Origin of the sequence: Aeribacillus sp. FSL K6-2848 (assembly GCF_038004325.1) — a bacterium.
GTDB classification, from domain to species: domain Bacteria; phylum Bacillota; class Bacilli; order Bacillales; family Aeribacillaceae; genus Aeribacillus; species Aeribacillus composti.
In genome coordinates, this window is sequence record NZ_JBBOQQ010000001.1 from 343,451 (window position 1) to 365,036 (window position 21,586).

Annotated in this window: 18 protein-coding genes; 15 read left to right on the forward strand and 3 right to left on the reverse strand. The window is 39.9% G+C overall.

Going from position 1 to position 21,586, the window contains the following annotated elements:
- Positions 1-209 precede the first annotated feature (209 nt).
- The 15 genes from NSS70_RS01735 to NSS70_RS01805 all read left to right on the forward strand — a co-directional run bounded on the left by NSS70_RS01735 (position 210) and on the right by NSS70_RS01805 (position 18,989).
- Positions 210-542 (forward strand): hypothetical protein, encoded by a 333-nt coding sequence (locus NSS70_RS01735; RefSeq protein ID WP_340880841.1) that lies wholly within the window; start codon positions 210-212, stop codon positions 540-542.
- A 66-nt stretch (positions 543-608) separates the two neighbouring features.
- Entirely contained in the window at positions 609-1,793 is a 1,185-nt protein-coding gene (locus tag NSS70_RS01740) for an acyl-CoA dehydrogenase family protein (RefSeq protein ID WP_340880843.1), read from the forward strand.
- Between the two features lie 42 nt (positions 1,794-1,835).
- Positions 1,836-2,378 carry an NADPH-dependent FMN reductase gene (gene ssuE / locus NSS70_RS01745; RefSeq protein WP_063386539.1) on the forward strand — a complete coding sequence of 181 codons (543 nt, stop codon included), beginning with the start codon at positions 1,836-1,838 and terminating at the stop codon, positions 2,376-2,378.
- Positions 2,379-2,821: 443 nt separating this feature from the next.
- Positions 2,822-4,210, forward strand: a complete 1,389-nt coding sequence (locus NSS70_RS01750) for an LLM class flavin-dependent oxidoreductase (protein ID WP_066247175.1) — start codon at positions 2,822-2,824, stop codon at positions 4,208-4,210.
- A 214-nt stretch (positions 4,211-4,424) separates the two neighbouring features.
- Positions 4,425-5,801 carry an LLM class flavin-dependent oxidoreductase gene (locus tag NSS70_RS01755; RefSeq protein ID WP_340732507.1) on the forward strand — a complete coding sequence of 459 codons (1,377 nt, stop codon included), beginning with the start codon at positions 4,425-4,427 and terminating at the stop codon, positions 5,799-5,801.
- A gap of 106 nt (positions 5,802-5,907) precedes the next feature.
- Positions 5,908-7,140, forward strand: a complete 1,233-nt coding sequence (locus tag NSS70_RS01760) for an acyl-CoA dehydrogenase family protein (RefSeq protein ID WP_339193974.1) — start codon at positions 5,908-5,910, stop codon at positions 7,138-7,140.
- Positions 7,141-7,162: 22 nt separating this feature from the next.
- Complete coding sequence (locus NSS70_RS01765; protein WP_144596892.1) at positions 7,163-8,371, forward strand: acyl-CoA dehydrogenase family protein; 1,209 nt, start codon at positions 7,163-7,165, stop codon at positions 8,369-8,371.
- Positions 8,372-9,354: 983 nt separating this feature from the next.
- Complete coding sequence (locus NSS70_RS01770; RefSeq protein WP_130157495.1) at positions 9,355-10,380, forward strand: methionine ABC transporter ATP-binding protein; 1,026 nt, start codon at positions 9,355-9,357, stop codon at positions 10,378-10,380.
- Positions 10,370-11,032 (forward strand): methionine ABC transporter permease, encoded by a 663-nt coding sequence (locus NSS70_RS01775; RefSeq protein WP_066247161.1) that lies wholly within the window; start codon positions 10,370-10,372, stop codon positions 11,030-11,032. Before NSS70_RS01770 ends, NSS70_RS01775 begins: the two co-directional genes overlap by 11 nt.
- Before the next feature lie 31 nt (positions 11,033-11,063).
- Positions 11,064-11,954, forward strand: coding sequence for a MetQ/NlpA family ABC transporter substrate-binding protein (locus NSS70_RS01780; RefSeq protein ID WP_063386546.1), 891 nt, complete (start codon positions 11,064-11,066; stop codon positions 11,952-11,954).
- 108 nt (positions 11,955-12,062) lie between these two features.
- A complete protein-coding gene (locus NSS70_RS01785) occupies positions 12,063-13,433 on the forward strand; it encodes an LLM class flavin-dependent oxidoreductase (protein WP_327873205.1) in 1,371 nt (456 codons plus the stop codon).
- A 48-nt stretch (positions 13,434-13,481) separates the two neighbouring features.
- Positions 13,482-14,474 (forward strand): aldo/keto reductase, encoded by a 993-nt coding sequence (locus tag NSS70_RS01790; RefSeq protein WP_327873204.1) that lies wholly within the window; start codon positions 13,482-13,484, stop codon positions 14,472-14,474.
- Positions 14,475-14,834: 360 nt separating this feature from the next.
- Positions 14,835-16,094, forward strand: a complete 1,260-nt coding sequence (locus tag NSS70_RS01795) for an acyl-CoA dehydrogenase family protein (RefSeq protein ID WP_339198420.1) — start codon at positions 14,835-14,837, stop codon at positions 16,092-16,094.
- Positions 16,095-16,136: 42 nt separating this feature from the next.
- Positions 16,137-17,351 (forward strand): acyl-CoA dehydrogenase family protein, encoded by a 1,215-nt coding sequence (locus NSS70_RS01800; RefSeq protein ID WP_063388388.1) that lies wholly within the window; start codon positions 16,137-16,139, stop codon positions 17,349-17,351.
- Positions 17,352-17,966: 615 nt separating this feature from the next.
- Complete coding sequence (locus tag NSS70_RS01805; protein ID WP_339193979.1) at positions 17,967-18,989, forward strand: LLM class flavin-dependent oxidoreductase; 1,023 nt, start codon at positions 17,967-17,969, stop codon at positions 18,987-18,989.
- A 719-nt stretch (positions 18,990-19,708) separates the two neighbouring features.
- On the opposite strand, the gene NSS70_RS01810 is transcribed toward NSS70_RS01805, so the two are convergent.
- Genes NSS70_RS01810 through NSS70_RS01820 form a run of 3 tightly spaced genes read right to left on the reverse strand, consistent with a single transcriptional unit; the run spans position 19,709 to position 21,584 of the window.
- Positions 19,709-20,542, reverse strand: coding sequence for an extradiol ring-cleavage dioxygenase (locus NSS70_RS01810; protein ID WP_339194000.1), 834 nt, complete (start codon positions 20,540-20,542; stop codon positions 19,709-19,711).
- A gap of 22 nt (positions 20,543-20,564) precedes the next feature.
- Positions 20,565-20,798: a 4-oxalocrotonate tautomerase gene (locus NSS70_RS01815; protein WP_257790172.1), complete on the reverse strand. Its 234-nt coding sequence runs from the start codon at positions 20,796-20,798 to the stop codon at positions 20,565-20,567.
- Entirely contained in the window at positions 20,799-21,584 is a 786-nt protein-coding gene (locus NSS70_RS01820) for a 2-keto-4-pentenoate hydratase (RefSeq protein WP_063388384.1), read from the reverse strand.
- Between the last annotated feature and the right edge of the window lie 2 nt (positions 21,585-21,586).

The following is a 21,586-nucleotide window of genomic DNA, read 5'->3' on the forward strand; positions in this document are numbered from 1 at the left end:
TGAATGATGTTGAGCATTCAACATCAAGGAATGAGGAGTCTCTTTCTTTAAATAATACTTGACATATAGGAATAATATGTATTAATTTAGTAATAAACAAAATAGTTTGATGAATGCTGACTGGACAACTAGAGGCTCTCAATTCAAGATCTGTTTCTTGAAATGAGAGTCTCTTTCTTTTTTTACAAACATGGAAAGGTGGATTAGCGGTGGCAAATAGTTATGTGAACATATTGGATTATAAAGCGGAAAAACAAAAATCTTTGCGAGAAAATGAATATTTGAATTTGCCGGATTTACACTTTTTCCTTTGGTGCCAAAAGAATTATCGGATAAATAAAGGTGTTTTCAATACGATTGACAATTGGTTTTATACAAATGGAGTCGTTTCTATTATTCATCGTCGAATTTATATTTTAGCTTTTCTGGAATTTGTCAAAAGAGAAGATGCAGATTTTAAAAAACGCAAATATATCCGTTTTGGAAACGGAGGTCTTTCAAAGAAGCTTCATCAATTTATGAATGAAATAATGGAACAATAGAACGATTATGTCAGTAAACTATTAATCACAAACATTATTTAGATAAAGAAGACAAAGGGGTAACTAATGATGAGTGTTGCAGAAGGAACAGGTCATTACCTTGACACAGCTTTGCAGTTAGCAAAGGAGTTTGCTAAAACTGCAATTGAAAGGGATGAACGAGGAGGAACAGCAAAAGCAGAACGTGACCTGCTTAGAAAAAGCGGATTACTTTCACTTATCATCCCGAAGTCTTTAGGCGGACTGGGGAAGGATTGGAAAGCTGTGCTGCAAATTACACGTGAGCTGGCAAAAGTAGACGGGTCATTGGCTCACTTATTCGGCTATCATTTCTTATGCTTGACATCCGTACATCTATTCGGTTCCCCTCAGCAGAAAGAGAAGTATTATAAGGAAACGGCTGAAAATAATTTGTTTTGGGGAAATACCTATAATCCTCTTGATGAAAGCTTGCTCGTAAAGCGAGAAGGGGATCAGTTAAAGCTAATTGGGAAAAAAAGCTTTTGCTCGGGTGCTAAAGATTCAGAGCGGCTGCTTATATCAGCTAAAAGTCCAAATCAAGATCGCCCTGTTATTGCTGTTATTCCTACTAATCGGACAGGAATAATCATTAATGATGATTGGGATAGCTTCGGCCAACGGCAAACGGACAGCGGCACTGTTGTTTTTCAAGATGTACTGCTGAAGGAAGAAGAGATATTAAATTTCTATGAACAAGAACCTGAAAGCTTTTTCCCTACTATAAGGACGCATACTGCTCAAACCATTTTAGTTCATGTTCTTCTTGGAATTGCGGAGGGAGCATTTGAAGAAGCGAAAAACTATACGAAAAATATCACTCGTCCTTGGCTGACCTCTAAAGTAGATCAGGCGACGAGCGATCCATATACGATTCGCCAGTATGGAGATTTATATGTGCAGTTAAAAGCTGCAGCTGCATTGGCCCAAGACGCTTCAAATGCTCTGCAAGAAGCATGGGATAAAGAAAGGGCATTAACAGAACAGGAACGTGGAGAGTGTGGAATTATCATTGCGACTGCAAAGGTTGCAACAGCAAAAGCAGCTTTAGAGGTTACCAGCCGTATGTTTGAAGTAATGGGGGCAAGGGCAACTTTAGGAAAATATCGGTTTGACCGCTTTTGGCGAAATGTAAGGACTCACACGTTGCATGATCCCATTGAATATAAAATCCGTGATATCGGAGAATGGGCTCTTAACGGTAAATTGCCTGAGATTACACCGTATTCTTAATGTATAAACGATCGAATTTAATTGAAGAAAGGTGATGACATTATGTCAAATATCGTGATTATTTCCGGAAGTCCATCTAAACCATCAAGAAGCTTAGCTATCTCTGCTTATTTAGAAAAAAGGATCAAGGCTGAAGGGCTGAATGCGTCTACCATTTCAGTTCGTGACCTGCCGGCAGAAGATCTTTTATTTGCCAACTTCAACAGCCCAAAAATTCAAGAGGTTTTAGCACAGATTGAACAAGCACAGGCAGTTATTATTGTAAGTCCTGTATATAAAGCAAGCTATCCAGGGGTGTTAAAAGCCCTGTTAGATTTCATTCCTGAAAAAGGATTCGTTGATAAAGTTGTTCTCCCGGTGGTTACCGGCGGAACAGCAGCTCATCTTTTAACATTGGAATATGCTATTAAGCCGATTGCTTCTGTGTTAGGCAGCCAGGAGATTTTAAAAGGAGTGTATTTCGTAGATTCTCAAATTGGCTATCACGAAGATCAGGTTACTTTTATTGATGCGGAAATAGAATCGAGATTACAAACATCATTGAATGATCTATTAAGCCGGTTAAAAGTTGAACAATTAAAATAGTGATTTATATATTGTTTGCACCGAACAGAAAGGATGTTTCATCCTGCTCACGGAGATGAAAAATAATGGTGCCAGAACTGTCGCCAATAAATTGCTTAAGCTGCCGTTGATTCCAACCAAAAAATTCTTACCTTTGTATAGGGAAATATATTACTTTAGCAAAAATTTCATACGATCAAATGTATCATGTTGACTGGACGACCAGAGACATATCATCGCAAGTTTCGTACTTGCAAAGATAGTCTCTGTTTTTTTTCGTTATAAACCTTTAAATAAAACGAAGAAAAAGATGTAACAACAAGTATTTGAGAAAGAGACACGTACCTTTCAAAAATGATCCCACTCCATTTCAGTTTTGATATATAGAATCACAGACATTATCGGTCCATGGAATGATAACTAAACGACAATGTCAAATTTACGGTTAGTCGGGAGGAAATCATATGAAGAAAAAGCGAATTTATTTAAACGCTTTTGATATGAATTGTGTGGCGCATCAATCTCCGGGATTATGGGTGCATCCTGAAGATCAGTCATACCGATATAAAGATATTGAATATTGGGTTGAGCTGGCGCAATTACTGGAAAAAGGGCGGTTCGATGGATTATTTATTGCAGATGTAATCGGCATTTATGATGTGTATGGAAATGATAAAACAACAGCAGTACGTGAAGCAACCCAAGTTCCAGTCAATGACCCTATTTTACTTGTTTCTGCAATGGCGCATGCAACGGAGCATTTAGGCTTTGGGATCACATGCTCTACAACATTTGAGCATCCATATACATTTGCACGCAGAATGTCGACTTTAGACCATTTAACAAAGGGCCGAGTAGGCTGGAATATTGTTACTTCCTATTTGGAAAGCGGAACGAAAAACATCGATATTGGTGATCGGTTCCTCCATTCAGAACGATATAATATTGCGGAAGAATATTTGGAAGTTTGCTATAAATTATGGGAAGGCAGCTGGGAAGACGATGCTGTTATAAAAGATAGAGATAGAAAAATTTTCACAGACCCAGCGAAAGTTCATGAAATAAATCATCACGGCAAATATTTTAATGTGCCAGGCATTCATTTGTGCGAGCCGTCGCCGCAAAGAACACCTGTTTTATATCAAGCAGGCGCTTCAGCGAGAGGGCGTCAATTTGCAGCAAAACATGCTGAGTGCACATTTGTTTCGATGCCAGGAAAAGAGCCTATCGCTTCATATGTTAAAAATTTAAGAGCCCAGGCTGCTGAATTTGGCAGGGATCCGCAAAGCATAAAAGTATTCGCTTTGTTCACACCGATTGTTGGGCGGACGGAGGAGGAAGCGTGGGCGAAATATGAAGAATTATCGCAATATATCAGCTATGAAGGGGCCCTTTCTTTATTAGGCGGCTGGTCAGGTGTTGATTTTTCAAAATATGATCCTGATCAAGAAATTGAATACATTGATACTAACGCCATCAAATCAGTGCTCGAATCATTAACGAAAGCAAGTCCAAATAAAAAATGGACTGTCCGCGAGCTGGCGAATTTTGCTGGAATAGGCGGAATGGGTCCTGTAGTAGTCGGAACACCAAAGCAAATAGCTGATACGTTTGAGGAATGGATTGAAGATACGGATATCGATGGATTTAATCTCGCCTATGCAATAACGCCGGGAACTTTTAAAGATTTTGTTGATCTTGTCATTCCGGAGCTTCAACAACGTGGAGTCGTGAAAAAAGAATATGAAGAAGGAACTTTGCGGGAAAAATTGTTTGGCAAAGGCCAGTCCCGTTTACCGGAAGACCATATTGGAGCTAAATATAGAAATTTAAGCTATCAACTGCAGGATTAACCTTACTTTTTTGTATCAAAAGAAGCTTTGAACTTCGTATGATCAGCCTTGAAAAAAGGAAAATGTAGGTTAGTCGTTAGTCAGTATTACTTTTGCATCTTTATTTGACTTGTTGCCAATTTTGCTGCGGATTCATAAGTCCTTTAAGTCGTTTATGAAATGAATTCTTTTTTTGGTTAAACAAATTTTTAGGATAAATGGAGATATGGGGAATATGACAAAGCCATTATCATTTTCTGCTTTTGTTATGAATACACCTTCTCACATTCTTCACGGGATGTGGCGTGATCAAGAAGGTCATCAGCTTAACTTTAATGACGTAAATCTTTGGGTTTCTTTAGCGAAACGGCTGGATGAGGGAGGTTTTGACGTCATCTTTTTCGCCGACGTCGTCGGGCTGTACAATGACTTTCGAGGAGGATGGGATTTCCATATTGAAAATGGCTTGCAAGTACCTAGTAATGACCCAATGGTACTGCTTTCAGCACTTGCAGTAAATACAAAACATTTGGGCTTAGCTTTTACGGCGGCTCCGGTTCAAGAACCTCCCTTTAACTTTGCACGCCGTGTATCAACATTAGATCACATCACCAAAGGACGAATTGCCTGGAACATGGTTACCAGCTACTCAGCAAATGCCTTTCGCAACTTTGGCTATGACGGCTTAGTTCCGCATGATGAACGATATGAGTGGCTGGATGAATATGTTGATGTTTTATATAAGCTTTGGGAAGGTTCATGGGATGAAGGAGCGCTTTTGCAGGACCGTGAAAGCGGAATTCATGCGGATCCGGCGAAAGTCCATAAAATTCATCATGTCGGCAAGTGCTACAAGGTGGAAGGACCGCACTTAGTGGCTCCATCACCGCAGCGCACACCGTTGCTTTTTCAAGCTGGTTCGTCCCCTACTGGCAGAGATTTTTCGGCTCGCAATGCTGAAGCGATCTTCATTGGAGCACCTGATCCTGAAAATGCCCGCAAGCTGATCGATGAAACACGAAGGTTGGCGGTTGAAAATGGCAGAAAGAGTGAGGATATCCACTTTTATCAGGGATTGTACTTTGTGATCGGAAAGACGGAGGAAGAAGCTCGGCAAAAAGAATATGAACTTGAAAATAAGATTGATTTCGATATGATGATCGCTCATTCCGCTGGGGGGATGGGAATTGATTTAGGGAATGCTACTTTAGATACTCCATTGGAAGATATCAAAACTGAAGGGATCAGAAGCACATATGAATGGCTAAAGCAAAGCACGCCGGGAAGGACTCCTACAGTTAGAGATCTTGCTAGGCTCAGGAGCAAAACAAACCGTATTGTCGGCACTCCTGAAATGATTGCAGACCAGCTTGAGCTTTGGAGGGATGCAGGTGTTGACGGCATCAATGTCATCAATGCGACGATTCCCGGTTCCTATGAAGAATTTATTGATCAAGTCATGCCTGTGCTTCGAAAGCGAGGTTTAGCGCGCAATGGATATGGAAAGCCAGGAACATTGCGGCGCAAATTGTTTGGGACAGATCGTCTCAATGAGCGTCATCCTGCTGCAAAATACCGAGGTGCATTTGCAGCGAAAAGCCCTGTAAATTGATCTGAGGTGCTAGTAATTGCTGTTTGGCTCTTTTTTTTACAAATAAATATTACTAAAAAGATGTGAATAGTGAAATTTAAAATACGATTAAAGGAGTGCATAAAAGATGTCAATTCAAAATCAATTAAATGAAGCAAGCTCTTTGACTTTTAACGGTCCGGTAAAAGTTGATTCGCCTGAATTAGATCAATTGATTGATGTAATTGCTAAAGACGCTGAGGAACGAAGAAATGCCGGCAGTGAAGAACTGCCTTATCACGCCTTCGATTTAATTCGGCAATCTCGATTGGGTGCTTTACGTCTGCCTGTTGAACTAGGCGGTGGAGGAGCTAGTATTCGTGATCTTTTCTATGTCCTAATCCGTTTAGCTGAAGCCGATCCGGATGTGGCGCACAGCCTTCGTGCCCATTATTGGCAAGTAGAAGAAATACTTCGAAATCCGGATAAAGAACGACGTGAGCAATTGTTGGGAATCGTGGCAAAAGGAGATATTATTGGGAATGCCTTTACGGAAATTTCATCAAAAAATGTTGGTCATTTGATTTTTGAAACAACTTTGACTCAAGATGGCGAAGGGTACCGATTAAACGGTACGAAATATTTTAGCACCGGTACCATATATTCCGACTGGGTAATCGTTATGGCATCAACCCCTGAAGGAAAACCTGTTTCCGCGTTTATTCCGACAAATCGTGATGGCGTCATCATTGAAGATGACTGGGATGGTATCGGACAAAAATTAACAGGAAGCGGTACAACACGCTTAAACAATGTATATGTCAATCGAGAAGAAGTAACATTTATTGATGAGACGAAGACGCCTTTCAATTCATTTTTACAGCTCTATCTGCAAGGAGTGATAGCGGGTATTTTGCGGAATGTGGTGACAGACGCTAAAGCTTTAGTTCATGGAAGATCCAGAACCTTTACTTTTGCATCGGCAGATACGCCAGCGGCTGATCCGCTGCTTCAGCAAATTATTGGGCAGCTTTCAAGCAGCGCGTTTACCGCAGAAGCACTTGTGCTGGCTGCCGCAGATGCATTAGACATAGCAGTGAATGAGGCGGTTAATGGAGAAATAGACTTTGATTTAAGTCATGAGGCTTCCCTGCGAGCTGCTCAGGCGAAAGTTATTATCGATCACCTTGCATTACAAGCAGCTACACTTCTCTTTGAGGTTGGCGGCGCTTCAGCTACGAGACAATCCAAGCATTTTGACCGCCACTGGCGCAATATTCGCACACTTGCTTCCCATAATCCGATAGCCTACAAAGCAAGAGCTATTGGCGATTATGTTGTGAATGGTACGAAGCTTCCGATAAGAGAGGTTTACTTCTAAGGATTTTATTGGAGGATGCACAATGGATTTTAACGCAAGCAATCAGACGATTCGAAATGAACGAGATGCAAGGCTCGTAGAATATGCGGAGCGCATTGCAGAGAAAATTCGACAGACAGCTGATAAATATGATGAAACAGGAGAATTTCCGTTTGAGCATATCGAAATCCTAAAAAAAGAGGGTTATCATAAGCTAACAATCCCTAAAGAATATGGCGGTGAAGAACTTTCATTATATGAAATTTTGCTGGTACAAGAACGATTAGCGAAAGCCTGTGGTTCTACGGCACTGGCGATAGGATGGCACTTAATGGCATTCTTTAGCCTTAGGGATTTCCGGCCTTGGAAAGAAGAAATTTTTGCGAAAATATGCAGAGAGGCCGTTGAGGAAGGTTCATTATTAAATGTTTTTGTCACGGAGCGGACATCAGGCAATATTGTAAGAGGCGGAACCCCATCAACAATTGCGAGAAAAACGAAAGACGGATATATCATTTCAGGAAGAAAGGCATTTGCAACATTGGCGCCAATTGTGTCGCATTTTACGATTTTGGCATATGTCGAAGAAGAAGATAAAACGGCCGAATTTTTAATTAAAAAAAATGATTCGGTACAATTGATAGATACATGGAATGTTTTGGGAATGAGAGCAACAGGCAGCCATGATATCGAACTGCATGATGTGTTTGTGCCGGAAGAGGCGTTATTGTCTTACATTGACAAGGGGAAGAACAACCGCTTTAAGGGCAACAGCAGTGCCTACACGCTGCAGTTGCCAGCCATTTATTTAGGGATTGCGATTGCTGCCAGAGATTTTATTTTAAAGTATGCGGCTGAGAAATTTTCACCAAGTCTAGGAGATGTTATTCTAGAGGCGCCGCATGTTCAGGATAAAATTGGAGAAATCGAAATTTTAATCGCTGTATCAAGATACCTGTTATACGGTTTAGCTGAAAAATGGGACCGAAATTTACATGTTCGAGACAAGTTAAGCAATGAAGTCTCTATTACAAAATATACAGTATGTAATAATGCGATCAAAATAGTAGAGCTGGCTATGAGAATCGCAGGCGGTCATTCGTTATCGAAAGATTTGCCATTAGAAAGATATTTTAGGGATGTTCAGTGTGGTTTATATAATCCTCCTTTAAATGACATGGTCGTGAGTCAAGTTTCGAAATCCGTGATTGAAGAATATCGAAATAGCTTGAAAGAAGTGCAATTTAAATAGGAGGATGCTGGAGACTGTGGGAGCATTTTCTGCTGCTGAGCAGAAAAGTTCATAATATTTGCTGACTGGAACACCAGAGGCCTTAATTTCATGAAAAATGAAATTAAGGCCTTTCTTGTGCGCCCGGCATGGGTGTAATCTATAGGGTGAAAGTCCCGAGCTGCGAAGGCAGAAGTAGCAGTTAGCTTAACGCAAGGGTGTCCGTGGTGACGCGGAATCTGAAGGAAGCGAGCGGCAAACTTTGGGTCTCTCGGAACACGAACTTCATATGAGGCTAGGTATCACTGGGTGAGTTTGCAAGACAAAACAAAGCCCTTTCTGCCGAAGGTGATACAGAGTAAATGAAGCAGATGGATGGAAGGAAAGATTACACTCTTACCCGGGGAGGTCTGGCTGGCACGCCAAGTAACCTTGGTAACCTATCTAGTGATAGATAGCTGAACCGTCAGAAGTCAGCAGAGGTCATAGTATTAGTTGGTCTAGAACAACTAAGAAGGACCGAACAATTAAGAGAGAATAGCCCTTGGCATTCAGTGAGTCATGATGAACACAGAAAACGTAGTACCTCACTTGAGGGAGGAAGCGGTGAATCCCGTGGGAGATCTCTTGGAGGGTGGAGTGACCACTGGCATAAAGAGAACAGCTATTCACGGAAGTTATAAAGACTTGCGTCAATTATCTTAATTGAACCGCCGTATACGGAACCGTACGTACGGTGGTGTGAGAGGACGGGAGTTAATCGCTCCCTCCTACTCGATTTTCACAATATGACAAGGAAAAAAATTTTTTGCATTGCACAAATGTGTCAAAGTATTATGGTTCATCGCCATTTTTCCAAGTTAAACAAATTAAATTAAACATAAAGAGTTAAGATGGGAGAAGCACCATCCCCAAACGCTCGAGTAGTTCCCGCATTAAACGTTTTGAACAAAGGGGATATTGTATATAGATCTGGATAAATTTTCGGTTGGTGGAGGAAATTGATGATTAGGCTAGAGAGAGTTAGTAAAATATACGAGTCTGGTGGGAAAAAAGTAGAAGCTGTAAAAGATGTTTCGCTTCACATTAAAAAAGGCGACATTTTTGGAATCATCGGCTTTAGCGGAGCCGGAAAAAGTACACTGCTTAGGTTAGTGAATTTACTCGAACGTCCGACAAAAGGAAATATTATAGTCGATAATTATGATTTGAATTCCATATCTTCGAAAGATCTGCGGCAATTAAGAAGAAAAATTGGAATGATTTTTCAAACATTTAATCTATTTAATTCTCGCACGGTATATGGCAATATTGCTTACCCTTTAAAATTGGAGAAAAAATCGAAGGAGGAAATCCACCAACGAGTTACAGAGCTATTACAATTTGTTGGTCTTGAAGACAAAGCTGACAAATTTCCAGAACAGTTGTCTGGAGGTCAAAAACAAAGAGTAGGGATTGCACGAGCGCTTGCAACTTCACCAGACATTCTGTTATGTGATGAGGCTACCTCGGCTTTAGATCCAGAAACCACTAATGAAATATTAAATCTATTGAAAAAAGTGAATGAAGAATTCAATATTACGATTTTATTAATAACACATGAAATGAACGTGATTCGAAAAATTTGCAATCGCGTAGCGGTTATGGAAAACGGGAGAATCATTGAAGAGGGCGAGGTTTTTAATATATTTTCAAATCCTCAAGAAAAAACGACGAAAAATTTTATCAGTTCGGTTGTAAATGAAAAATTATCTTCGAGCTTGCTTGAAAAGTTAAGGAAGGATCATGAAAGAAAGCTTTATCGAATTGTATTTTCAGGAGACACTGCGAGTCAACCTATATTATCGACATTAACAGCTAAACATAATATTCACTTTAATATCATTTACGGAAGCATCAATGAACTTCAAAATCAATTGTTTGGCAATTTAATCGTGGAATTCATTGGAGCTGATTCTCAAATTGAAGAAGTATTAAAAGAGTTGACAGAGATAGTTGAAGTAAGGGAGGTCACAAACGGTGAAAGTTGATTGGACGACGTTTTGGCCTAGAATACTTCAAGCAACAGGTGAAACGATTACAATGGTCATTTTCACATTGATTTTTGCTAGTATTTTAGGAATTATCATGGGACTACTGCTATTTGTCACCCGTAAAGGCAATATTTTAGAAAATAGATTCATCTTTTCATTTTTGAATTTATTAATCAATATTATTCGACCTATACCGTTCATCATATTTTTAGTTGCCATCAGCCCGCTTACGCGATTCGTTGTGGGAACTACAATTGGAACGACAGCGGCTATTTTTCCGATGACCATTGCTGCAGCTTTTGCCATTGCCAGGGTGGTAGAAAATAATTTAGTCTCAATTGATCCAGGTATTATCGAGGCTGCAAAGGCGATGGGGGCATCACCTATTCAAATAATATTTGGGGTACTAATTCCCGAAGCATTAGGGCCTTTAATTTTAGGAATTACATTTATCACCGTAGGACTTATTGATTTTTCCGCCATGGCTGGAACGGTTGGCGGAGGGGGCCTTGGGGATCTTGCGATGACATATGGTTATCAGCGGTTTGATACATCCGTCATGATTGTTACGGTTGTCATATTAATTATTCTTGTTCAAATTGCTCAATTTATTGGCAACATGCTTTCACGTTTCTTTTTACGCAGATAGATCAATCATATATTAGGGGGATTATTATTTTATGAAAATCAAACTATTCCATTTACTAGTTACAATTTTGGTGATTGGCCTCCTGGCGGGCTGCAACAGCAATTCAGCATCTGGGGATAAAAAAGAAAAAGTCGTTACTGTTAAGGTGGGGATTACCGGATCAGATGGACAGTATTGGGACATCATTAAGAAAAAAGCGTTAGAAAAAAATATTAAGGTAGAATATGTCGAATTTTCCGATTATGTGCTGCCAAATACTGCACTTGTCAATGGCGAGGTAGATGTGAACGCCTTCCAGCATCTTGCATTTTTAAGCCAATTTATCGCGGAAAATAATGTGAATATTGTGCCGATTGGCTCAACTGTTGTTGCTCCTTTAGGATTGTATTCGGAAAAATATAAAGATGTATCCGAGATCCCAAATGGTTCAAAAATTGCGGTTCCAAATGATCCGGCTAATTTAGGCAGAGGGCTAAAGGTTCTGCAGCAAGCTGGATTAATTGAGTTAAGGGAAGATGTCGGTCTTTATCCAACAGTAAAAGATATCGTTAAAAATCCAAAAAATATTGAAATAGTAGAAGTCGTTGCCCAACAGACTCCTAGAGTACTGCCTGATGTAGCCGCATCAATTATTAATGGCGGAATAGCTGGTCAAGCCGGCTACACTTTAGCAGATGCCATTTTTCATGATGATCCAAACAGCAAAGATACACTGCCGTATGTTAACGTTTTTGCCACTTTAGAAAAGAATAAAGACAATGAGGCATATAAGACCATTGCGGAAATTTATCAGACAGAAGAAGTAGCTAAAGCAGTAGAAGAAGATACGAAGGGTGCAAGCATTGTCACAAAGGTGCCAGTACCAGAACTGCAAAAAGAATTAGATCGCTTAGTTGAAAATATAAAACAAGGCAAAGAATAACATAAGGAAGGAATTGTTTATTTGCGAGCAAGGCTGCATTTGAATTTGATGACAATCGACTGATAGAATCGGAATTTGTACTTTTGAAAAGATGCTGGAGTGAGAAATATGGCAAAGCAGATAATATTAAATCTTTTTGATATGGCAGGAGCTATGCATAATTCTCACGGATTATGGAAGCATCCTCAAAATAAACGTCATCTTTATTATAATGATCTACATTATTGGATTGAGTTAGGAAAATTGTTGGAAAAAGGGAAGTTTGACACCATTTTTTTTGCAGATGTAGCCGGAGTGTATGATGTCTATCAAAATAGTAAAGATGCTGCGATTCGAGACGGCGTTCAAGTTCCGCTAAATGATCCGGCCTTTATTGTACCAGCGGTGGCAGCTGTTACAGAGCATTTGTCATTTGTAGTAACGGTCAGCACAACGTATGAACATCCGTTTTCAAATGCACGTCGTTTCTCCACATTAGATCACTTTACAAACGGCAGAATTGGCTGGAATGTTGTCACCTCATATTTGCCAAATGCTGCGCAAAACTACGGCCATAAAGAAATTGTTAAACATGACGAGCGTTATGATATTGCCGATGAATTTATGGAGGTTTCCTATAAGCTTTGGGAAGGCAGCTGGGAGGAGCATGCGTTTGTTGGCGATGCGGAAAATGAAATTTTATTTGATCCCGAAAAGGTTCATGAAATAAACCATAATGGGCGATATTTCAGCGTAAAAGGCCCGCATTTAACATATCCTTCTGCACAGCGGACACCTGTTATTTTTCAGGCAGGTTCTTCTGAACGCGGCAGAGATTTCGCCGCCAAGCATGCAGAGTGTGTGTTTGTTGGCGGGTCGACGCCCGAAAAATTAAGATTTTATATTCAAGATATTAAAGAACGGGCTGAAAAATACGGACGGAATCCTGAAAATATTAAAGCATTTACGTTTTTAAATGTCATTGTGGCAGAAACGACAGAAGAAGCTGAATTAAAATATGAGGAATACAATCGATTGTGGAGTGCTGAAGCGGCAAAAGCTCAATATAGCGGTTCAACAGGCTATGATTTATCTAAATATGAAGATAAAGACGCTTTTTTTGAATATAAGCATACGGAACATGGTCAGTCTCGAGCTGCTTCATTAACGAAAGATGCGCCAAGAAAATTAACTGTTCGAGAAGTGTTAAACAAGTTTGAAACGATCGGAAGGAGTAATGTATTAGTCGGCAATCCCGTTGAAATAGCTGACAGCATTCAATTCCAGATCGAACAAACTGGAATCGACGGGTATAATCTTGCACATCTTATAACGCCTGGAAGCATTGAAGAGTTCATTCATTTCGTTGTTCCGGAGCTGCAAAAACGTGGAATCTATAAAAAAGAATACGAGAAAGGAACACTGAGGGAGAAGCTGTTTGGTACAGGGAAAAAGCTGCTGCCAGATGATCATACAGGCGCAAAATATCGGAATTTTTAACAATTTTAAAGTTTGCTTCTCCTTCAGCTCATAATGTTGGAGGTAATAATGGAATTTCGTACAGTTGGAAGGACAGGCATTCATGTTTCAAATTTATGCTTTGGAACAATGTCATTCGGCGGCATTGCAGATGAAGAAACTTCCATTATAATGTATAAGCAATGTCGAGAAGCCGGGATAAACTTTTTTGATACAGCGAATGTTTATAATGATGGACGTGCTGAAGAAATTCTTGGAAAGTGTATTGCCGGTCATCGAGATGAGATTGTTTTAACCTCTAAAGCAGGCTTGCCTACAGGCAAAGATTTAAATAGCGGCGGTTTATCGAGAAGAAATCTTTTTTTATCAGTTGAACAAAGTTTAAAAAGATTGGGCACTGATCGGATTGAATTTTATTTTGTTCATCTGTTTGACGAGTATACAGATATTGAAGAAATCGTTAGAGCTTTAGATGATTTACAAAAACAAGGGAAGATTTTATTCCCCGCTGTAAGTAACTGGGCTGCCTGGCAAATTGCAAAAGCTCTAGGAATATCTGAAAGAAAACAGCTAGCACGATTTGAGTTAATTCAACCGATGTATAATCTCGTAAAACGGCAAGCGGAGGTAGAAATTTTTCCGTTAGCTCAATCAGAGCAATTAGGTGCCATAACTTACAGTCCGCTCGGCGGAGGCTTATTAACCGGAAAATATAACAGTACAAACAAGCCGGAGCAAGGAAGATTAGTAGAACAAAAGAATTATGAGAAAAGATATAGTCATCAGTATTATTTTACTGTTGCACATCAATTTACGGAGCTGGCGAAACAATTTGGATATCATCCTGCTTCTTTAGCAGTTTCATGGGTATTACATCATCCTGCTGTAACTGCTCCAATTATAGGAGCGCGTAATCCGGAACAACTGGCCCTATCGATTGCTGGGGCAGAAATCCCTTTAACTGCCAGTGAAAGAGAACAGATATCCGCATTGTCAGATGAGCCTCCATTACCAACGGATCATAGTCCAGATGAGGATTTATTTAGCAAATATAGAAAGTAATCCAGAGGAAACGGTGCTAGTGTTTTAAAAATCTAGCATAAGAATCGATTTCACACTTTGACAAATTTGAAATCAGAGAATGGTTATGCTGTCTTTTCCTTTAATGGCAATTTGTGAAAAGCTGTTGGAGCAATCTTTTCTTACGGGATGGTGGACTTAAGTATTCTAATGATGAACATCAGAGCTTGGTAAATGGACATCCATTTCCTGAATCAAAACAATCGTGGTGTAAGCTGCGGTGTAAAACAAACGGATTGATGAAACAGTTGAACGTTTGAACTTTCACATTATTTTTTGCGGTAATACAGCGAAAAAGATGTGGTTGGTAAATTTAAAAAACAAAACAGGAGTGTTTGATGAATGTCAAGCCAAAAACCATTAAATCAAAGGATTAACTTCAAAAATAAAGATGAATCAAATTCTCTAACTTTTACCAGCCCAGTAAAAGTTGATTCACCAGAATTAGAATACTTAATTGCTGCAATTGCAGAAGATGCTGAAAAACGCAGAAGTACTGGGAGTAAAGATCATCCATATTATGCCTTTGATTTAATCCGAAAATCTCGATTGGGTGCATTGCGATTACCTGTTGAACTTGGCGGCAGCGGTGCAAGTATTCGTGATCTTTTTCAAAGTTTAATACGTTTAGCGGAAGCTGATCCAGATGTCGCACACAGCCTTCGTTCACACTTTTCCCAAGTGGAGAAATTTTTGCTGCTTACGGATGAAAAACTCCGTGAAAAGTGGCTGCAAAGAGTAGCCAATGGAGAAATCATCGGCAATGCTTCTGCTGAAATTTCATCAAATAATGCTGGAAATTTGGTTTTTGAAACAACTTTATCACCGGATGGTGAAGGCTTCCTATTGAATGGCAAAAAATACTTTAGTACCGGCACACTGTATGCAGACTGGGTAGTTGTTACGGCATCAACTCATGAAGGAAGGCCTGCATCGGTAATAATTCCGACAAATCGTGAAGGTGTCATCATTGAAGATGACTGGGACGGCATCGGACAAAAATGGACAGGAAGCGGTACTACACGTCTTCACAATGTGTATGTCAATCAAGATGAAATTACATATATTGATGGCTCCAAAACGCCTTTCAACTCTTTTCTGCAGCTCTATTTGCATGGAGTGATAGCGGGCATCTTGCGGAATGTGGTGACAGACGCTAAAGCTTTAGTTCATGGAAGATCACGGACATTCAGTTTTGCTGCTGCGGATACACCTCGACAAGATCCGCAACTTCAGCATGTCATTGGACAGCTCTCAAGCAGCGCGTTTACCGCAGAAACTATTGTCCTAGCTGCCGCAGATGCAATTGATGCTGCTCTGAAAACAGCAGTTAATGGAGTGATCGATTATTCTCTGAGCCATGAAGCTTCCCTGCGAGCTGCACAGGCCAAGGTTATAATAGATCAACTTGCCTTACAGGCCTCGACGCTTCTTTTCGAGGTTGGAGGGGCATCCGCAACGAGACAATCAAAACATCTTGACCGTCACTGGCGTAATATTCGCACTCTTGCTTCACATAATCCAACAGTTTACAAAGCTAGAGCTATTGGCGACTACGTTGTGAACGGTACAGATCTTCCAATAAGAGAGGTTTACTTTTAAGGATGTTTTAAAAATTTTATATATAAAAAGGAGCGTTTAAAAATGAGTAACTATGAAACAATTAACAAAAAGTATTCAAGAGCATTTATTGAGGAAATTAGGGAGAAAGTTAAGCCAATTATTGAAGAAGTCATTAAACCAAGTGCTGAACGAATTGACAAGAGTGGGGAGTTCCCGCGTGAAAGTTTGTTAGCCCTTGCGAAAGAAGGATGGAATTCAGTAACATTTTCTGAAAAATGGGGAGGATTAGATTTAGGATATTTAGGATTTTCCATCGTGGCTGAAGAAATCGGGAAAGTTGATGCGTCAACAGCTTTAGTATATGCTATGCATGTTGGAGCAGCACAAGTAATTGTTTTATATGGAAACGATGATCAAAAGAAACGGTGGCTGCTCCCTATCAGAGATGGTGCGATCGGAACCTTTGCTGTTAGTGAAAAAGCTACAAGAGGTCATGTATGGTTTAGCTTAAGCCAGGCTGAGCGCGATGGCAGCGATTATATCATTAATGCTGAAAAATCCTTTACGACAAGCGGAGGCCAAGCAGATTTTTATATTTTGCAAACGAGAACACCTGATTCTGACGACCCTAGTAACATTAGCTTCTTTATCGTTGACGGCCATAATGACGGTATAGTTGCAAAGCCATGGAATGCATTAGGTGTAAGAGGAAGCCACAGTGGTCCAATTACGTTTAACAATATAAAAGTAAGCGGCCGCGATCTAGTGGGATACGAAGGGTTAGGAAGAGAAATCATGGATGAAGGCGCAAACCCTATTTATATACTGGGTATTGCATCTGTTTGGCTCGGTGTTGCCCAAGGTGCACTAGAACTGGCTGTTAAACATGTTAAGAATGCAGTTAACAAAGGATTTAATAATAGTTTGGCTGACCATCAAGTCATTCGTGAAAAATTGGCAGAAGTGAAAATAAGAATTGCAGGTTTAAAAGCATGGCAGATAGATTTAGCAAGACATTATGATGAATTGCTGGCAGAAGGGCAACCTATAAGCTCATTGGCATCCGAAGTCATAGAATTTAAAGTGAAAGCATCCGAAACAGCAGATTTTGCTGCACGAATTGCGATGGATGTAGCGGGCGGTTATGGCTATATTGAAGGACCTTTTGAACGGCTTTACCGCGATGCCCGGGCAGGAATCCCGATGGCTCCATCTAATAATATCGCCCGCGACCAAGTGGCAAAAATTTTATTAGAATTGCCGTTGAATCTTTGGAATGAGAATGAAAGAAAATAAACCAAACCAGCAATGCATTTTTATTTGGAGTCTGAAATCTGTAAGAACTTTACTGCCTATTTAGGATAATGATGAATGGATGAATCGGTAGGTCAATTGTCTGTAACGCTGTTAGAATAATTATGAATTAATGAATAAATGACCAATTGCTCAAAAAATCTGTTGTTTTTTACAATGTTTTAAAGACTTATTTTGCCAAACTTTAAAAACTCTAGATATAACCATTTCGATGAACTATATGAATAAGCCTCACACTTCTTTTTTATAGTAGGTGTGAGGTTTTATTTTGTGAAAAATAGAGGACATTCGCAATTTTAAGTGGCTGATCATTTACAAGGGAAGTAGACGAGAGTTTTGCCTGTCAGGGAAGCGTATAACAAACAACATTTCAACTTTAAAACAGAAGAAGCATTGGAAAACTGAAAGCGCGAGACTTAAAAGTTTTTTTTCAACGTTTATGGGAAAAGACAGATTTTCACGTTAGACTTCAATGAAACATAAAAAATCAAAAAGCATTTTTCACTGTGAGAAGTTGTGCGGCAGGCAAATTCCTTGTAATACCATTGAACAGTTTTTTACAATCCTTATAAGGAGAGTTTAAAAGGAGTTGAAAAAATGACGAATTCTCAGAAAAAAAGACTGGAAGAGATTGAATTCTCAGTTTTGGATTTGGCTCCTGTTTTATTAGGGAAAACGCCGGCTGACACATTCAAAAACAGTTTAGACCTTGCGCAAAATGTTGAACGATTTGGATATAAACGTTATTGGCTTGCAGAGCACCATAATATGGAGGGCATCGCAAGCTCAGCTACTTCTGTATTAATAGGCTATATTGCAGGAGGTACGAAAACGATTCGTGTAGGATCTGGAGGCGTCATGCTTCCGAACCATGCTCCTCTTGTGATTGCTGAACAATTCGGGACATTAGAGTCGTTGTATCCAGGTCGAATTGATTTAGGGATAGGACGTGCTCCTGGAACAGATCAGGTGACATCCATGGCATTGCGAAGAAATTTACATGGGTCAGTATCAGAATTTCCAAACGACGTCCAAGAACTCATCAATTATTTTGCTCCGAAAGAGAAGCGGAAAGGGTATGTACGCGCAGTTCCTGGTGAGGGATTAAATGTTCCTGTTTGGCTGCTTGGATCAAGTACGTATAGCGCTCAGCTTTCAGCAAAGCTTGGACTTCCTTTTGGGTTTGCAAGCCATTTTGCACCGAATCACTTATATGAAGCACTGAAAATATATCGTGACCAGTTCCAGCCGTCAGAACATTTGAAGGAGCCGTATGCGTTGGCGTGTGTGAATGTCGTGGCAGCAGATACCGATGAAGAGGCGAAGTATCTTGCAACCAGCTTGTATCAAATGTTTTTGGGCGTGATCCGAGGAACTTCTAGATTGTTGCAGCCTCCTGTTGAAAGCATGGATGGAGAGTGGAATGAATTTGAAAAAGAAGCGGTACGCCATCAGCTTTATTTTTCGTTTGTTGGATCTAAGCAAACAATAAAAGAGAAGCTTCAAAAATTTTTGGATGACACTCAGGTAGACGAAATAATGGTTGTTTCATATATATACGACCATTCGGCTCGCGTGCATTCGTACCGTATTTTATCTGAGATAAAGAATGAAATGTAGTTCTTTTATTTTAAATATGTTATTTTCGGCAACTATCAATACTGTTTAACTTTTCCAGTTCGGGAAGAGATCTGAGAGCGGCAGACTCCTTTTTCAGAAATGTTATTTATGCTGTCATAAAAGCAACGATGTTTATGAATTGCGGATTCTCGAAACAGGCTATCAGCTTTGCTGACAGCTTGCTATTATTTCTCTGATAGCAGATATTTGATGTAGTTATAACTTTTCTGAAATGGGCTGCCCGATGAGTTCCTAAAATGAAGGATTTTGGAGCAATACTACTGTGAAGGACAAAAAAATCCTGTCCTTCATAGAGGCATGAAGTCAACTAGAAGCAATTGTATGTGCTGAATGTCTGTCATAAAACTTTTGAAGAACGAATTCAGAAAGAGAGCATAAGAAAAGTCCTTCATAGACTTCTGAAGGATATAAACAAGATAGAAAAAATGACCTGTCCGATAAGTTCCTAAAATGAAGGGGCTCCAAAAAGTCAGTTAATCCTGACTTTTTGGACAGCCCCGCAACATTTTTTATATGATGCGATTTTAAGAGAATTGCTGAAACTAGGCAAAAAAAGATGCCATTTCAGGGAATATTCCAATTCTAATAGCCTTATAAAATAACAGTAAACGCTTACAAAACAGGAGGTTCAAAATATTTTTTTTCAAAACGTTGTTGTTTTTTAAACGACGGCATGTTTCTTTATTATTGATTGAATGTTAGTTCTTAACTTTTGGGGCTGCCGGCTGACTTACTTTCTCAAATGTGATCAGTGCGTTCCAGCTGCCGGAAGATTGGCCGTCTGCCCAATATTTCGGTTGGTCATCGTCTTCAAGCATGCTTAATAGCATGGCGAGATGTCTTCCGCCTGATTCTACCTTTGCCAGACGGGCGTATTGAGGAAGCATTTGATAGGCTGCATCATATTCTTTGTTTAATATATAACTAATGAATTGTTTATCTAGTGCATGTTCTGAAGCGGTCGGTTTATTGTGTCTGCCGCGGACTAAATTGTGGGAAAGTGCGCCGCTTGAAACAAATACAATTTTCTTTTCGCTTTCTTTTAATACTTTTGCAATCAGCTGTCCCCATTTATACGTTTCATCTAAATTGGCAGCCAACGTCACGGACAAATTCACAACAGGTATGTCTTCATTCGGCACAAGGTATCTAAGAGGCACAACCGTTCCGTAATCCCAAACATAGTAAGGGTCTTCTATTCCTACAACTTGCAGTCCAGCATCTTGACCGATTTTTACTAGTTCATCACCAAGCTGTTTATCTCCGGGATATTCATATGGAACATCACGAATTAAATCAGGACATTCAAAAGCGGTTAAAATGCCCTTATGGACAGGAGTGCAATCAACATAATGGAAAAAAGTCGACGGCCAATGGCAGGAAACAAGAACGATGGCATCCGGTTTTAAATCATAAATTGTCTTTGACATCTTTTGCATCTCAATGGCCATATTCTTTTGAAAGTCGGGGACTTGGTCAAAATGGCACATGCTTGGCACATGAGGCGCTAACAAAGCCAGCTCAATCGTCATAGCTACTTCTCCTCCTTTAAAATTATTTTCTTACTTCAGATGCGGGTTTGCCCGCAATTCCCCAATGGGTTTTTGGCACCTCTGTCACTAAAACGCGGATGTTTTCTTTTGGTGAATCGAGCGTTTCCGATACAGTATTTGTTACATTTTGAATTAACTCCTTTATTTTCTCTGGCGGCCTGCCCTCCATGATTTGAATAGTAACAAAAGGCATGTCATCCCTCCTATCAGGTAAGAAATTTTTTTCTTTCGCTATTTAAACAACATGGAAGCTTACTTCGCCCAATCCGTCAAATTTTCCTGTGACATAGTCGCCTTTGTTTATCAAGACGGCGCTCGTGATTCCTCCTGTTAGAATGACATCACCTGCACGCAGCTTTTGTCCTTTTCGTGATAACATATTGGCAAGCAGAGCGACGGAATGGGCAGGATGGCCAAGCACAGCGGCTCCGGCTCCTAACTCTTTTATTTCGCCGTTTATGGAAAGAGTCGATCCAACTAAATCAAGTTCTAATCCTTCCGGCTTTTTAAAAGACGTTCCGAATACAACCCGGGATGTTGACGCATTGTCAGCGATTACATCAGGAAGCGTAAAATCAAAATTTTCATATCGGCTGTCGATGATCTCAAGAGCCGGCATCACGTATTCTGTTTTCGCAAGCACCTGTGCACCATTGACACCAGGTCCTTCAATATCTTCTTTTAATACAAAAGCGATTTCCGCCTCCACTTTTGGGTGGATTAAGTCATGAAAAGGCAATGCTCCGCCGTTATTGATCACCATATAATCGAATACATAGCCGTAAATAGGCTCATTGACCTTCATTTGCTTCATCTTAGCAAAACTTGTCAAACCCATTTTTGGACCGATGATACGGTGACCTTCATTTATTTTCATATTGACAATCTCTTGTTGAATGGCGTAGGCTTCTTCGACGGACAAATCCGGTTTTAATGAGGCCGTTACCTTTTTTGCTTCACGTTTTTCCTTTTCCGCTGTTACTAAGTAGTCAGCAATTTTTTTTATATCTGCGCCAGCCATTT

Coding starts and splice junctions, on each gene's coding strand:
- NSS70_RS01740 (WP_340880843.1), top strand. CDS start 609: ATGATGAGTGTTGCAGAAGGAACAGGTCATTACCTTGACACAGCTTTG.
- ssuE (WP_063386539.1), top strand. CDS start 1,836: ATGTCAAATATCGTGATTATTTCCGGAAGTCCATCTAAACCATCAAGA.
- NSS70_RS01750 (WP_066247175.1), top strand. CDS start 2,822: ATGAAGAAAAAGCGAATTTATTTAAACGCTTTTGATATGAATTGTGTG.
- NSS70_RS01755 (WP_340732507.1), top strand. CDS start 4,425: ATGACAAAGCCATTATCATTTTCTGCTTTTGTTATGAATACACCTTCT.
- NSS70_RS01760 (WP_339193974.1), top strand. CDS start 5,908: ATGTCAATTCAAAATCAATTAAATGAAGCAAGCTCTTTGACTTTTAAC.
- NSS70_RS01765 (WP_144596892.1), top strand. CDS start 7,163: ATGGATTTTAACGCAAGCAATCAGACGATTCGAAATGAACGAGATGCA.
- NSS70_RS01770 (WP_130157495.1), top strand. CDS start 9,355: ATGATTAGGCTAGAGAGAGTTAGTAAAATATACGAGTCTGGTGGGAAA.
- NSS70_RS01780 (WP_063386546.1), top strand. CDS start 11,064: ATGAAAATCAAACTATTCCATTTACTAGTTACAATTTTGGTGATTGGC.
- NSS70_RS01785 (WP_327873205.1), top strand. CDS start 12,063: ATGGCAAAGCAGATAATATTAAATCTTTTTGATATGGCAGGAGCTATG.
- NSS70_RS01790 (WP_327873204.1), top strand. CDS start 13,482: ATGGAATTTCGTACAGTTGGAAGGACAGGCATTCATGTTTCAAATTTA.
- NSS70_RS01795 (WP_339198420.1), top strand. CDS start 14,835: ATGTCAAGCCAAAAACCATTAAATCAAAGGATTAACTTCAAAAATAAA.
- NSS70_RS01800 (WP_063388388.1), top strand. CDS start 16,137: ATGAGTAACTATGAAACAATTAACAAAAAGTATTCAAGAGCATTTATT.
- NSS70_RS01805 (WP_339193979.1), top strand. CDS start 17,967: ATGACGAATTCTCAGAAAAAAAGACTGGAAGAGATTGAATTCTCAGTT.
- NSS70_RS01810 (WP_339194000.1), bottom strand. CDS start 20,542: ATGACGATTGAGCTGGCTTTGTTAGCGCCTCATGTGCCAAGCATGTGC.
- NSS70_RS01820 (WP_063388384.1), bottom strand. CDS start 21,584: ATGGCTGGCGCAGATATAAAAAAAATTGCTGACTACTTAGTAACAGCG.